The sequence below is a fragment of the Erysipelatoclostridium sp. An173 genome (genome assembly GCF_963931465.1).
In the GTDB taxonomy this organism is placed as follows: Bacteria; Bacillota_I; Bacilli_A; order Erysipelotrichales; family Coprobacillaceae; genus Thomasclavelia; species Thomasclavelia merdavium.
Window position 1 is genome coordinate 976,505 of record NZ_OZ007017.1, and the last position, 13,854, is coordinate 990,358.

Sequence of the window (13,854 nt, forward strand, 5' to 3'; positions counted from 1 at the left end):
GATAAGGGGATGATAACAATGGAACTTAGAGTATTAAAATATTTTTTGATGGTAGCAAGGGAACAAAATATTACTAAAGCAGCTAAACTATTACATGTAACTCAGCCTACTTTATCAAGACAATTAATGCAGCTAGAAGATGAGCTTAATGTTAAATTATTTTATCGAAAACAGCATAATATTGAGTTAACTGATGAAGGAATGTTATTACGGCGACGAGCTCAGGAGATAGTTAGTATTGAAGAAAAAATTAAAGAAGATTTTACAAGTGACACTGAAAATATTACTGGTTTAATTACTATTGGCTGTGGCGAGGCTTTAGGGGTAAAGCGTTTATCTAAGATAGTAAGTGATTTTTCAAAAAGTAATCCACTAGTTAGATTTGAAATCATTACGGCTGATTCAGATACTATTAAAAGCTCTTTAGATAGAGGAACAGTTGATATAGGAATGTTAGTAGAACCGGTTGATATTACTAAATATAACTTTAAAAAGATTATTCAAAAAGAACGTTGGGGAGTTTTAACGAGAAACGATTCTCCTTTAGCTAAAAAAGCTTTTGTTTGTCCTGAAGATTTATTGAATTATCGTTTATTGATGTCTAATCGTGCTATGGTAATAAATGAAATTGAAAATTGGTTTGGGGATTATTATTCGAAATTACAGATAGTGGCTAGATATAATCTAGGATATAATTTAGTCCATTTTATTAAAAATAAATTAGGAATTGCTTTTTGTTTAGAGAGTATTGATGAAATGCGAGATTTAACTTTTATTCCTTTAAAGCCAAAATTAGAAAGTGGATCAGTTATGGTTTGGAAAAAAGATTTATTATTATCTCCGGCAATGAAAGCATTTATCAATTATTTGAAAGATTATTCAATGATGTAAGATAATTTGAAATACCTAAAAGGCATTATAATTGATAGTATATAAGTATTGGAATAAATGATAAATTATTCTTATAATAAAATTGTAAAATTAAATAAAAAGAAATGGGGATGATTTAAATGAAAAAAAGAATTATGATGTTAGTTTTAGGTATTGCCGTTATTATGGTAGCAATCTTTGGAATTTTTACTTACTTAAATAACAATCAAAATGAATCACAAGATACAAATGAAACTGTTAGTAATGAATCAAAAACAGATGATATAAACATAGAAAACATGGGTAATACTTTAATTTTATATTTTTCAATGAGTGGAAATACTGAGACAGTTGCAAATTATATCCATGCAGAAATTGGCGGTGACATCGTCAAACTAGAAACTGTTCAAACATATCCAGAAGATTATGATGAGCTGGTTGATTATGCTCGCGAAGAACAACGAGATAATACTCGTCCAGAACTTGAGACAACTATCGAAAATATTGAACAATATGATACGATCTTTTTAGGATATCCTAACTGGTGGGGCGATATGCCAATGCCAATTTATAGTTTTTTAGATCAATATGATTTATCAAATAAAACAATTGCGCCATTTATAACTCATGGTGGTTCAGGATTATCAGGAACACCTGCAAATATTGCAAATGAAGAACCTGATGCTGTAGTAACTGAAGGTTTAGCAATCAACGGTGATGATGTTGATGACTGTCAAGATGAAGTAAATGAATGGCTTGATGAATTGAATTTTTAATTAGAACGGGGGAATAACAGATGAAAAATTTAGGACCGGTTTTAGCACTATATCCGATGCCAATGGTGGTTATTGGTGCTAATGTAAATGAAAAACCAAGCTGGACGCTAGTTGGACATATTGGTATTGTAAGTCATGATAGTGTTTTAGTTAGTTTGGCTAAACCGCATTATATTAATAAAGGAATTAAGGAAACTGGACGATTACCAATTAATCTAGTTAATCAACAAATTTTAAAAAAAGCTGATTATGTAGGTAGTGTTAGTGGGAATAAAGTAGATAAATCAGAAGTTTTTGATTATTTTGTTAGCGATAATGGTGTACCAGTTATTAATGATTCACCATTAGTAATCGAAGGTAGTGTTGTAGATATTTATGAATATCAAAATTTTGATAATTTTATTTTGAAAATTGAAAATACTTATGTCGATGAAAAGAATTTAAATGAACAGGGGAAAATAGATTATCAAAAAGTAGCACCGGTATTATTTGATTTTCCTAATTATGAATATTTAGAGTTAGGAAAAGTTATAGGAAAATGTTTAGCTTTAGATGATTAAGAGGAGTATCTTCTCTTTTTATTTTTAACAAAAATTTAATATTCTAAGAAATTAAATTTTATATCTTGAGAAATAATGAAAAATGATTTAATCTAATAGTGTGAGGTGATAGAATGGAAAAAAGTGTAATGGATACAATTTGTTCATCATTTGATAATTTTTTTGATTCTGAAAAGAAAATAGCTAAATATATTATCAATCATTATGATAAAGTTGTTGATATGACAGTTGGACAGTTAGCTAAAGCTAGTGGTGCTAGTGAAGCATCGGTATCTCGGTTTTGTAAAAAAATAGGGGTTAAAGGATTTCATCACTTGAAAATATCATTAGCTAAAGAAATGGTGGAATCAGATATTAACGAAGTGAGCGTTTCTAATAACATTTCTTTTGATGACATCAGTCAGTCATTACAAAATATTTTAGCTAATAAAGTTGAAGAATTGAAACAAACTGTTTCATTGATGGATAATGATCAGCTTCCAGTAATATTAAAAGAGATTTTAAATGCTCGAAGTGTTCAATTTGTAGCTGTTGGTAATACGATTCCAGTGGCTATTGATGGAACATTTAAATTTAATCAAATTGGTATTCTGGCTGTTTCTTCAACGATATGGGAAACCCAGGTTGGCCATATTTATAATTTATCTAAAGATGATATTGTAATTGCCATTTCTAATTCGGGTGAATCGCGAGGAGTTATTACAGCGATGGAAGCGGCTAAAGAAGTTGGTGCAAAAACAATTTCGATTACTAATAATGAAAATTCAACAGTAGCTAAGGCAAGTGATTATCACATTACAACTGCTACCCGTGAAAAATTATTTCTTGATGGTTATTGTTTTTCACGAGTTTCAGCAACAACTGTAATTGAAATTTTATATTTATTTTTAACTTCGATGAATAAAGATGCCTATAAAAGCATTGCGCGTCATGAAAATGCTATTGCTGGTGACAAATTTTAATGATTTAAGCAGAACTTTTACAGTTCTGTTTTTATTTTTTTGTATAAGAAATAAATTTTCATATAAAACCTATTGACGAAATAAATATATCGTAGTATATTGTAATCGTGAAAAGAAATTTCATCAAAAAAGGAGGTACGAAAATGATATACACAATCACCATGAATCCAGCTTTAGATTATGTTGTGGATTTACCGGAATTTAAAACAAATCAAGTAAATCGAGTTGTAGAAGAACATATCTTTTATGGTGGTAAAGGAATTAATGTTGCAGTAGTTTTAAAAGAATTAGGATTTGATAGTTGTTGTTTTGGTTTTACAGCCGGTTTTACAGGAAAAGAACTAGAAAGAGGAGTTCAAGAATTAGGGATTAAAAGTGACTTTGTTCATGTTTCTAATGGCTTAACTAGAATCAATGTTAAAATTCATAGTCAACAAGAAACTGAGTTAAATGGTTTAGGACCTGTAGTAAGTAATGAGGATATTGATTGTCTATACGAAAAACTTAAACAGCTAACTAGTGATGATGTTTTAGTGATTTCGGGTAGTGTTCCTTCTTCAATGTCACTTTCTATTTATGATCAGATTTTAAAAAGAATAGATACTAATAAAGTAAAAGTAGTAATTGATGCTACAGGAGATTTATTGAAACGAACACTAAAATATAAGCCGTTTTTGATTAAACCTAATAATCATGAATTGGCAGAATTGTTTAATGTAGAATTAAAAACAATTGACGATATTGAAAAATATGCTCGTAAATTACAAGATATGGGGGCTATAAATGTTTTGATTTCAATGGCCAAAGATGGATCTTTATTAATTGATGAAAATGGTAATAAACATCGCTTAGGTGTTTGTAAAGGAACGGTTAAAAATTCTGTTGGTGCTGGTGATTCGATGGTAGCAGGATTTATTGCTGGATATTTATCAAATTTAAATTATCAAGAAATATTGAAGTTAGCAACAGCTGCTGGAGGAGCAACAGCTTTTAGCAGTGCGCTTGCAACAAAAGAAAAAATTCAAGAATTATTAAAACAATTATAAAAAGGGGAAAATATCATGAAAATTACTGAGTTATTGGATATTAGAAGTATTGATTTGAATGTAGAAGTTAAATCAAAAACTGAAACAATTGATTATTTAGTTGATTTAATGGCTAAGTCTGAAAAGATTAGTGACAAAGAAGAATATAAAAGGGGAGTCTTAGCTCGTGAAGAATTAACAACTACAGGAATTGGTGAAGGAATAGCAATTCCTCATGCTCAAAATAGCGCTGTAAAAAAAGCTGGGTTAGCAGCTATTACAATAAAAGATGGTGTTGATTATAAATCACTTGATGGAAAACCAGTTTATCTTTGTTTTATGATTGCAGCACCAGAAGATGGGGGTAATGTTCATTTACAAGCATTAGCTAAGTTATCAGCTTTATTGACGAATGAAGAATTTAGAAATAATTTAATAAGTGCTAAGAGTCCTAAAGAATTTTTAGCAATTATCGATCAAGAAGAAATGAAAAAAGATCAACAAGAACAACCTGTTGTAACTGAAGGGTATCGAGTGTTAGCAGTCACTGCTTGTCCAACAGGAATTGCACATACTTTTATGGCTGCTGAAAATTTAACTAAGGCGGGACAGGAATTAGGATATCCATTAAAAGCAGAAACTAATGGTGCTGATGGGGCACAAAACGTGTTGACTGAAAAAGAAATTGCCGAATGTGATGGTATTATTATTGCTGCTGATAAAAATGTTGAAATGGCTCGTTTTGATGGCAAACCAGTTCTATCAGTTAGTGTAACTCAAGGAATTCAAAAACCTGAAGAATTAATTGAAAAGATTATCAATCATCAAGTTCCCGTTTATCATCATGACGGTAGCAGTGTTGAAGAAGTTTCTAGCGGGGAAGGAACTGGTCGACAAATCTATAAGCATTTGATGAATGGTGTTAGCCATATGTTACCGTTTGTAATAGGTGGTGGAATTTTAATTGCATTGGCTTTCTTATTTGATGATTATTCAATTGATCCATCTAACTTTGGTAAAAATACACCAATAGCTGCTTATTTAAAAACAATTGGGGAACAGGCTTTTGGTTTAATGCTTCCAGTTTTAGCTGGTTATATTGCTATGTCAATTGCTGATCGTCCTGGTTTAGCTGTTGGTTTTATTGGTGGTATGGTCGCTAAAATGGGTTGTACTTTTACTAATCCAGCAGGTGGCGATGTTAATGCCGGATTTTTAGGAGCATTATTAGCTGGTTTTGTTGGTGGATATTTAGTTATTGGGTTAAAGAAAGTATTTTCTAAATTACCACATGCTTTAGAAGGAATTAAACCAATATTGTTATATCCAGTTATTGGAATTTTATTAGTATCAATTGTTACAACTTTTATTAATCCGTTTGTAGGAGCTATCAATACTGCTTTAAGTGATGCCTTAAATAGTATGGGTGGTACAAGTAAAATTTTATTAGGTATTATTGTTGCGGGAATGCAGTCTACTGATATGGGTGGACCAATTAATAAAGCGTCTTATGTCTTTGCTACTTCTCAATTAGCTGAAGGAAATTATGAAATTATGGCAGCAGTTATGGCTGGAGGAATGATTCCACCACTAGCAATTGCTATTAGTACTACATTCTTTAAAAATAGATGGACTAAAGATGAACAAAATTCTGGTTTAGTTAATTATGTTATGGGATTAGCATTTATTTCTGAAGGGGCTATTCCATTTGCAGCTAAAGATCCATTAAGAGTAATTCCATCTTGCATTGTTGGTTCAGCTGTTGCGGGTGCTTTATCAATGGCTTTTGGTTGTACATTAAGAGCTCCTCATGGTGGTATCTTTGTTTTACCAACAATTGGTAATGCCTTGATGTATGCTGTTGCAATTATTGTTGGAGCTGTTGTTGGTGGTTTAATATTATCAATGTTAAAAAAACCATTGAAAGGAGAATAGAATAGATGAAAGAACGTTGTGCTTTAGCGGCTTTAAAATATATTAAACCTGGTATGGTTGTTGGTTTAGGTGGTGGTAGTACTATCAGTTATTTGGTCAAGTTTATTAAAGAAGAAAATATTGATATTAAAGTAGTTACACCGTCATTTCAAACAGCTAAATGTTGTATAGAAAATGGCCTTAACTTAATACCAGCGTGGTCAATTGATCATATCGATATAGCCTTTGATGGCTGTGATGAAGTGGATTTATCATTAAATGCCTTAAAATCAGGTGGAGCTATTCATACAAAAGAGAAAATAATTGCTTCAATGGCTGATGAGTATGTTTTGTTAGTTGATGAAAGTAAAGTTTTTGAAAAATTACCATTTAATCATCCGATTACTTTAGAAGTAGTTTTAGAAGCAATGAATTATGTAAAAAAAGAAGTGTCTTTATTAGGTGGACAGGTCGATATCCGTAAAAGCAGTGCTAAAGATGGATATACAGTTAGTGATCACGGTAATGTTATTATGGAAGCAAAATTTGATCACGTTGATGATATAAAACAGTTAAATGAAAATTTAAATCAAATTACAGGAATTATTGATACATCATTATTTACAGGTATTGCCTCAATGGCTATATCTGTTGATGATCTTCATGTTCGCGTTATAAAAGGAGGAAATAAATAATGTCAAAATTAAATTGGGGAATATTAGGAACAGGTTGGATTGCTCATGAAATGGGTGAAGCATTAAATAGAGTACATGGTGAGATTTATGCAGTTTGTGATACTACTTTAGAAAAAGCTCAAAAATATGCTCAAGAGTTTAATGTTACTAAAGCTTATGGTAGTGCTGATGAAATGATCAAAGATGAAAATATCGATATCGTTTATATTGCTACACCACATAATCTTCATTATCAGTTTTTGATCCAATCATTAAAAGCTGGAAAACATGTATTTTGTGAAAAAGCAATTACAGTAAATTCTAATCAGTTAGAAGAAGCGGTAGCTATTGCTAAAGAAAAAAATCTTGTTATTTGTGATGGAGTAACTTTATTCCATATGCCGTTATTTAAAAAATTAAAAGAGATTGTTGATAGTGGAGCAATTGGAAGAGTAAAAATGGTTCAGGTAAATTTTGGTAGCTGCAAAGAATATGATGTAAACAATCGTTTCTTTTCAAAAGAATTAGCAGGAGGAGCATTATTAGATATTGGTGTATATGCTACTAGTTTTGCACGGTATTTTATGTCTAGTAAACCAAATACAGTTTTAACAACAGCTAATTATTTTGAAACTGGTGTTGATGAAACTTCTGGTATTATTTTAAGAAACCCTGAAGGTGAAATGGCAGTTATTGCTTTAACGATGCGTGCTAAACAACCAAAACGTGGTGTGGTTGCTGGAGAAAAAGGGTATATTGAAGTAAATAATTATCCTCGTGGTGATAAGGCAACTATTACTTATACTGAAGATGGTCGTGTTGAAGTAATCGAAGCTGGTAATACTGAATTTGCTTTAGATTATGAAGTTCAAGACATGGAAAATTATATCAATAATAATGATGGTAAACAAAATTTAACTCATATTCGTGATGTTATGGCAACATTGACTGAAATTAGAAGTCAATGGGGAATGGTTTATCCTTTTGAATAAATATAAAATTTATAATGTTTGCATAAGATAAAGTGGACATTTGTTATAAGGGAATGAGAAATCATTCCCTTATTAAATAAGGAGAAAAGATGGAAACAAGATATTTAGAATTATTAGCTGAAAAATATCGAAATATTGATGAAGTTACAGCGGAAATAATGAATTTAGGAACTATTTTATCATTACCTAAAGGAACAGAGTTTTTCTTTAGTGATTTACATGGTGAACATTTAGCGTTTATCCACTTGTTAAAGAGTGCTTCTGGAGTAATAAAAAATAAAATTGATTTATTATTTGAAAAACAGTTATCACTAATCCAAAGACAACAATTAGCGCATTTAATATACTATCCTAAAGAACAGCTAGAAAAAATTAATCCTGATGATCAATGGTATGAGCTGACTATTTATTATTTAATAGCTTTAGCAAAATTTTGTTCATCAAAATATACCCGTTCGAAAGTATCTAAAAAACTACCAAAACAATATAGTTGTGTTATTACAGAAATGCTAAGCTGTCATAATGATCAATATATTAATGAATATTACCATGATATAATCTCTAATATTATAATGATTGATAATGCGAAATCTTTTATTATTGCATTATGTCAATTTATTCGAGATATTTGCATTGATAACATTCATATTATTGGTGATATTTTTGATCGTGGTCCTCGACCAGATTTGATTATTGATGAATTAATGCAATATGATCAAGTCGATATTCAATGGGGAAATCACGATATATCATGGATGGGAGCAGCTTGTGGAAACCAGGCTTTAATTGCTAATGTAATTAGAATTGCTTTAAGTTACAACAATTTTGATTTATTGGAAGATGGTTATGGAATCAATTTAAGACCATTAAGTGAATTTGCTAGAGAAGTTTATCAAGATGATGATTGTCTGAAGTTTTATCCGCACGAGCTAGATGATAATCTTTATGATCAGGTTAATGTAAAATTAACGGCTAAGATGCATAAAGCAATTACCATTATCCAATTAAAGCTTGAAGGTCGATTGATTGAAAATCATCCTGAATATCAGATGAATCACCAGATCTGGTTAAAACAAATTGATTTTGACAACAAAATAGTTAATTTTCAAAATCAAATATATCAATTAAGTGATAATTATTTTCCAACAGTTGATAGCAACGAACCATTAAAATTAACCGAAAAAGAAGAACAATTAATGAAAATTTTAACTGCTTCATTTACTCATAGTAAAAGACTTCAACAGCACATTGAATATTTATATCGTTATGGAAATATGTATAAAATTATAAATGGAAACTTGTTGTTTCATGGCTGTATTCCATTAGATAAATCTGGAAAATTACGGAAAGTCAATGTTGATGGAAAAGATTATCAAGGAAAAGAACTGTTAGATAAATTTGAAGAAAAAATAAATCTTGCGTATTATCAAAATAATCAAGATGCAATTGATTTAATGTGGTATTTATGGTGTGGCAAGAATTCACCGTTATTTGGAAAAAGTAAGTTAGCACTATTTGAAAAGTATTTTATTCAAGAAAGTAAGCTTATAAACGAAATAAAGGATTCATATTATAAATGGATTGAACAAGAGCAGACTTGTAAGATGATTTTAAAATGTTTTAATTTAGATAGTAATACAGGTCATATTATTAATGGACATATGCCGGTAAAAACAGTTGCTGGTGAAAAACCAGTTAAGGCTAATGGCAGATTATATGTCATCGATGGTGGCATTTCTAAATCATATCATTCTAAAACAGGTACCGCTGGATATACATTAATTTTTGATTCTCAACATTTGCAGTTGGCTAAACATTTACCATATCATGATTTGGCTAAAGATGGTTTGATGTGTTTAACGCCTGAAGTAGAAATTATGGAAACTAATTCTAGAATTAAAAATCGAGATTGTGATGTGGGAAAGGAATTATCAAGACAATTACAAGATTTAAAGGAGTTACTATTTGCTTATCGAAATGGTATAATAAAAGAAAAATAAATTAGTCATGTTTTAAAACAGATTGCAAGAAAAAAATTTAAGTAATCTGTTTTTATTTATAGATAAAATAAATGTTTCATTGATAGACTATCAAATAAAAAAGGAGCATAATTTTTATGCTCCACATGAGTTATTAAATTCATAGTTTAATGATATTTTATATTAATTCTTGTTGCAATTTATTAATTTAACAACGTATTTTTTGTTGCACTCCATAATTATTCTTTTTTCTGACCTCTAGTTTTCTTAATCTTGTTTGTAAGAGTGCTAGTTTAGTACTTGCTTTCATTTTGTTACCTCCTTAAACAAAAAAAGCGCCTGGTTATCATAATAATAACCGGGCGCACCCGACATCTTCTTCAAACTGAGTAAAACTTTTTTACTACATCACTGCGGTGAATCAGTCCTTTGATGAATAATGGGATAGCTATTTAATTTTGTCGAAATCTCATCTATCTTTTTAGATTTCGTACAATTATAATTATAATAAGTTGGATTTGAAAGTCAATGTTACTACGATAGAATAATGATGTGAAATGATGGTAATTTATTTGCTGGTAAATAAACATATTATTCTTTTGTAAAATGATGATATTATAAATATATCATCATAAACGAAAAAACGGTTGGATAAATCGTTTAATAGATATATTGTAGAAAGTTTATAATGATTTAAATATAGTAAAAATATTAATTATATAATAGAAAAGTGTTTATAAATATATTACAATATTGCTAGAAAAGAGTGATGAAAATGGCAATTAATGTAAAAGAAATTCTTGCTGATGGCTTATTAGAACTACTTGAGCAGCAACGTTTAGAATCAATAAAAATTAAACAATTATTAGATTATACTCATATTTCAAAACAATCTTTTTATAATCATTTTTTAGATAAAAATGATTTAATTGTTTATATTTATTTAAATCGAATTATTCCTAAATTTGATGATCCTACTAAAGAAATGGATTTCTATCATTCAATGGTTGATACATTTAAAAGAATGAAAAAGTATCATAATTTTATGAAACAGGCTTTATTAATGGAAGGACAAAATTGTTTAAAAGATTATATTTTTGATCATTGTAAACAATTTGATTTAGAATTTCATCAAAAATTATACGGTGATAAGCCAATGCCTGATACATTGCGTTTTGCAACTGAATACCATGCAACGGCCTCTAGTTCAATGACTATTTCCTGGATATTATCCGATATGCCGGCTAGTTGTGAAGAAATGGCTAGATTAATTACTGATTTAAGAAGTGTGGGCATGGATAAGTTATTTGCTGATGGTCAAACTAAAGGGAATCCATATAAGTAATAGACGTTTTAATGAAAAAGTCAATTTATAGACTTTTTTTCTTTTTGGTAAATTGTATAAATGATGTTATTAAAGTAAAATATAGGTGTATAGGAAAGGCAGGTATGATTATGAGAAAAATTTATAAAAATGAAAATGGACAAGCGGTAGCTCCAAAAACAATTCATTTTGGTAAGGAAGCTTTTAAAAAGATTACAAATACGCAAATTCGCTGGTTAGGCGGTGCGGGAATTATGATCAATAGTCGTGGTACTAATATTATGATCGATCCAGTATTAGAAGGATTTGATATGCCTTTATTATATGAAAATCCAATCACTCCTGATGAAGTTGCTTCTTTAGATGCATATCTGGTTACTCATATTGATAACGACCATTTTAGTCGACCAACATGTAAAGATGTATTATCAGTATGTAAATCATATCATGCTCCTCATTATGTAGCTGGTGAAATGGTTAAAGAAGGAATACCAGGTATTGGACATGATATAAATGAAACTTTCAATGTTAATGATATTAAAATTACATTAACACCAGCTAGACATAATTGGCAAAATGGTTCATCAAAATATAATTTTAGAGAATGGAAAGAAGAAGATTATTGTGGTTTCTGGATGGAAACTAGCGATGGAATAATCTGGTTACCTGGTGATTCTAAATTATTAGAAGTTCATTTAAATATGCCTGATCCTGATGTAATCTTGTTTGATTTTGCTGATAATGATTGGCATATAACTTTAGATGGAGCAATTAAATTGGCTAATACATACCCTAATGCTGATTTAATTTGTATTCATTGGGGCAGTGTTGATGCACCATCGATGACGCCTTTTAATGGTAATCCTGAAGATTTGCTTGACCGTGTTGTTAATCCTGAACGTATCCAGGTATTAGCACCTGGAGAAATCTATCAAATGGAGAAATAATTATGAAATACGTTAAACTACAAAATACAGGATTAGAAGTATCGAAAATTTGTGTTGGCTGTATGAATTTAGGTGCTAAGGATAAATATCCATGGCATTTAGATAAGCAAGAAGGTATTGAATACATTAAACATGCACTAGATTCAGGAATTAACTTTTTTGATACTGCTAATGTTTATAGTCAAGGAGAGAGTGAAGAAATTTTAGGAGAAGCAATTAAACAATATGGTAATCGTGATGAGTTGGTAATTGCTACTAAAGTTTTTTATCCAGTCGATAATAGTTTAAATGGACGTGGACTTTCAAGAAAGCATATTTTTCAAGCGGTTGAAGATTCTTTAAGAAGATTACAATTAGATTATATTGATTTGTATATCATTCATCGTTTTGATTATAATACGCCACTTGAAGAAACAATGGCAGCCTTAAATGATTTAGTAAGAATGGGTAAAGTAAGATATATCGGTGCAAGTGCAATGTATGCCTGGCAATTTCAAAAGGCTCAATATATTGCAATGAAAAATGGCTGGAGTAAATTTGTATCTATGCAAAATCACTATAATTTATTATACCGGGAAGATGAAAGAGAACTCATACCATTATGCAAAGATATGAATATTCCATTAACACCATATTCACCTTTAGCTGGTGGTCGTTTAACTCGTGATTGGAATGGTGATACATTGCGTGATAAATACGATCAGACAGTTAAAGAAAAATATGATATGAGTAAAACAATTGATTATCCAATTGTTAAACGAGTCGGTGAAATTGCTGAAAGTAAACAAATTTCTAGGGCTCAAGTAGCTATGAGCTGGTTATTACAAAAAGATAATGTTGTTCCAATTGTTGGAGGTACTAAGGTAAAACATTTAGATGAAGCTATTAGTGCTTTAGATGTTACTTTAAGTGATGAAGAAATTGAATATTTAGAGGAATTATATCAGCCACATAATATTGTCGGTGCATTATAATAATATTTTTAAAGGATTTTTATTAAAGTAAAAATCCTTTTTTTAATAGGAAATTGCTAATTAAAATAAGTTGGTTTATAATCAAAAGGAGGTGATTTTATGAATAAAGCATTTGTAAGTGATATTGATGGAACATTATTTTTTCATTATTTAAATCCGCCAATTAAAAAAAGTGATATTGATGCAATCAAAGAATTTCAAAATCAAGATAATTTATTTGGTTTATGTAGTGGTCGACCTTATTGTGGGGTTGTAAATTTGTTTGATAATCAGATTAAACCGGATTTTTATATTATTTCTAGTGGAGCATTGATATTAGATCAAAATAAAAAAATTATTTATGAACAATGCATTAATTATAAGTATATTCAAGAAATCTATAATAACTATTATCATCAGGCAATAGTTATTATTCAAACAGATAATCCTAATAATGTTTATAAATCACAAAAAGAAAATGATCTTGATGAAAATACAATAATTATTAAAAATATTGATGGATTAAAAGAACAAAAAATCTATGGAATTTCTTTGGTTTTTAAAGATGATGAAACAGCTCAAAAACATACTGATTTAATTAATAAAAAATATAGTAAGTTAAAAGGTTTTCAAAATACAAATTCAATTGATATTGTTATGAAAGAATGTTCAAAGGGGAATGCTTTAAAAATAGTAAAACAAAAATATCAAATTTCTAAAATAGCAGGAATTGGTGATTCTTATAATGATCTTACAATGCTTGAAAAAGCTGATATTTCATTTACATTTAAAAATTCACCTGTAAAATTAAAAGAACAAGTTGATTATCAAGTAGATAGTGTTAGTGAAGCAATCGAGATATTTTTAAAATAGATTTT

13 protein-coding genes are annotated in these 13,854 nt (G+C 29.6%); all 13 read left to right on the forward strand.

Going from position 1 to position 13,854, the window contains the following annotated elements; translation table 11 throughout:
• Positions 1-18 precede the first annotated feature (18 nt).
• The 13 genes from ABGT36_RS04945 (at position 19) to ABGT36_RS05005 (ending at position 13,849) form a co-directional block, all read left to right on the forward strand.
• Entirely contained in the window at positions 19-891 is an 873-nt protein-coding gene (locus ABGT36_RS04945) for a LysR family transcriptional regulator (RefSeq protein WP_296883128.1), read from the forward strand.
• A gap of 119 nt (positions 892-1,010) precedes the next feature.
• On the forward strand, positions 1,011-1,646 hold the full coding sequence (locus tag ABGT36_RS04950) for a flavodoxin (protein WP_308697789.1): 636 nt from the start codon (positions 1,011-1,013) through the stop codon (positions 1,644-1,646).
• A gap of 20 nt (positions 1,647-1,666) precedes the next feature.
• The gene (locus tag ABGT36_RS04955) at positions 1,667-2,206 is read left to right on the forward strand and encodes a flavin reductase family protein (RefSeq protein WP_308697787.1); all 540 of its coding nucleotides are present in this window, start codon (positions 1,667-1,669) and stop codon (positions 2,204-2,206) included.
• A gap of 113 nt (positions 2,207-2,319) precedes the next feature.
• Complete coding sequence (locus tag ABGT36_RS04960; RefSeq protein ID WP_087371727.1) at positions 2,320-3,168, forward strand: MurR/RpiR family transcriptional regulator; 849 nt, start codon at positions 2,320-2,322, stop codon at positions 3,166-3,168.
• 143 nt (positions 3,169-3,311) lie between these two features.
• Complete coding sequence (gene pfkB, locus ABGT36_RS04965; RefSeq protein ID WP_087371731.1) at positions 3,312-4,214, forward strand: 1-phosphofructokinase; 903 nt, start codon at positions 3,312-3,314, stop codon at positions 4,212-4,214.
• 15 nt (positions 4,215-4,229) lie between these two features.
• The gene (locus ABGT36_RS04970; RefSeq protein WP_346677076.1) at positions 4,230-6,128 is read left to right on the forward strand and encodes a fructose-specific PTS transporter subunit EIIC; all 1,899 of its coding nucleotides are present in this window, start codon (positions 4,230-4,232) and stop codon (positions 6,126-6,128) included.
• 5 nt (positions 6,129-6,133) lie between these two features.
• Positions 6,134-6,802, forward strand: coding sequence for a ribose 5-phosphate isomerase A (gene rpiA, locus ABGT36_RS04975; protein ID WP_300629273.1), 669 nt, complete (start codon positions 6,134-6,136; stop codon positions 6,800-6,802).
• Positions 6,802-7,773: a Gfo/Idh/MocA family oxidoreductase gene (locus ABGT36_RS04980; protein ID WP_346677078.1), complete on the forward strand. Its 972-nt coding sequence runs from the start codon at positions 6,802-6,804 to the stop codon at positions 7,771-7,773. The genes rpiA and ABGT36_RS04980 overlap by 1 nt, the downstream gene beginning before the upstream one ends.
• An 89-nt stretch (positions 7,774-7,862) precedes the next feature.
• Entirely contained in the window at positions 7,863-9,773 is a 1,911-nt protein-coding gene (locus ABGT36_RS04985) for a fructose-1,6-bisphosphatase (RefSeq protein WP_346677080.1), read from the forward strand.
• Positions 9,774-10,527: 754 nt separating this feature from the next.
• Positions 10,528-11,097 carry a TetR-like C-terminal domain-containing protein gene (locus ABGT36_RS04990; protein ID WP_087299887.1) on the forward strand — a complete coding sequence of 190 codons (570 nt, stop codon included), beginning with the start codon at positions 10,528-10,530 and terminating at the stop codon, positions 11,095-11,097.
• Positions 11,098-11,207: 110 nt separating this feature from the next.
• Positions 11,208-12,023: an MBL fold metallo-hydrolase gene (locus ABGT36_RS04995; protein WP_087371744.1), complete on the forward strand. Its 816-nt coding sequence runs from the start codon at positions 11,208-11,210 to the stop codon at positions 12,021-12,023.
• Between the two features lie 2 nt (positions 12,024-12,025).
• On the forward strand, positions 12,026-12,997 hold the full coding sequence (locus ABGT36_RS05000) for an aldo/keto reductase (RefSeq protein WP_087371747.1): 972 nt from the start codon (positions 12,026-12,028) through the stop codon (positions 12,995-12,997).
• Between the two features lie 99 nt (positions 12,998-13,096).
• Entirely contained in the window at positions 13,097-13,849 is a 753-nt protein-coding gene (locus ABGT36_RS05005; RefSeq protein ID WP_087299881.1) for an HAD-IIB family hydrolase, read from the forward strand.
• Positions 13,850-13,854 lie beyond the last annotated feature (5 nt).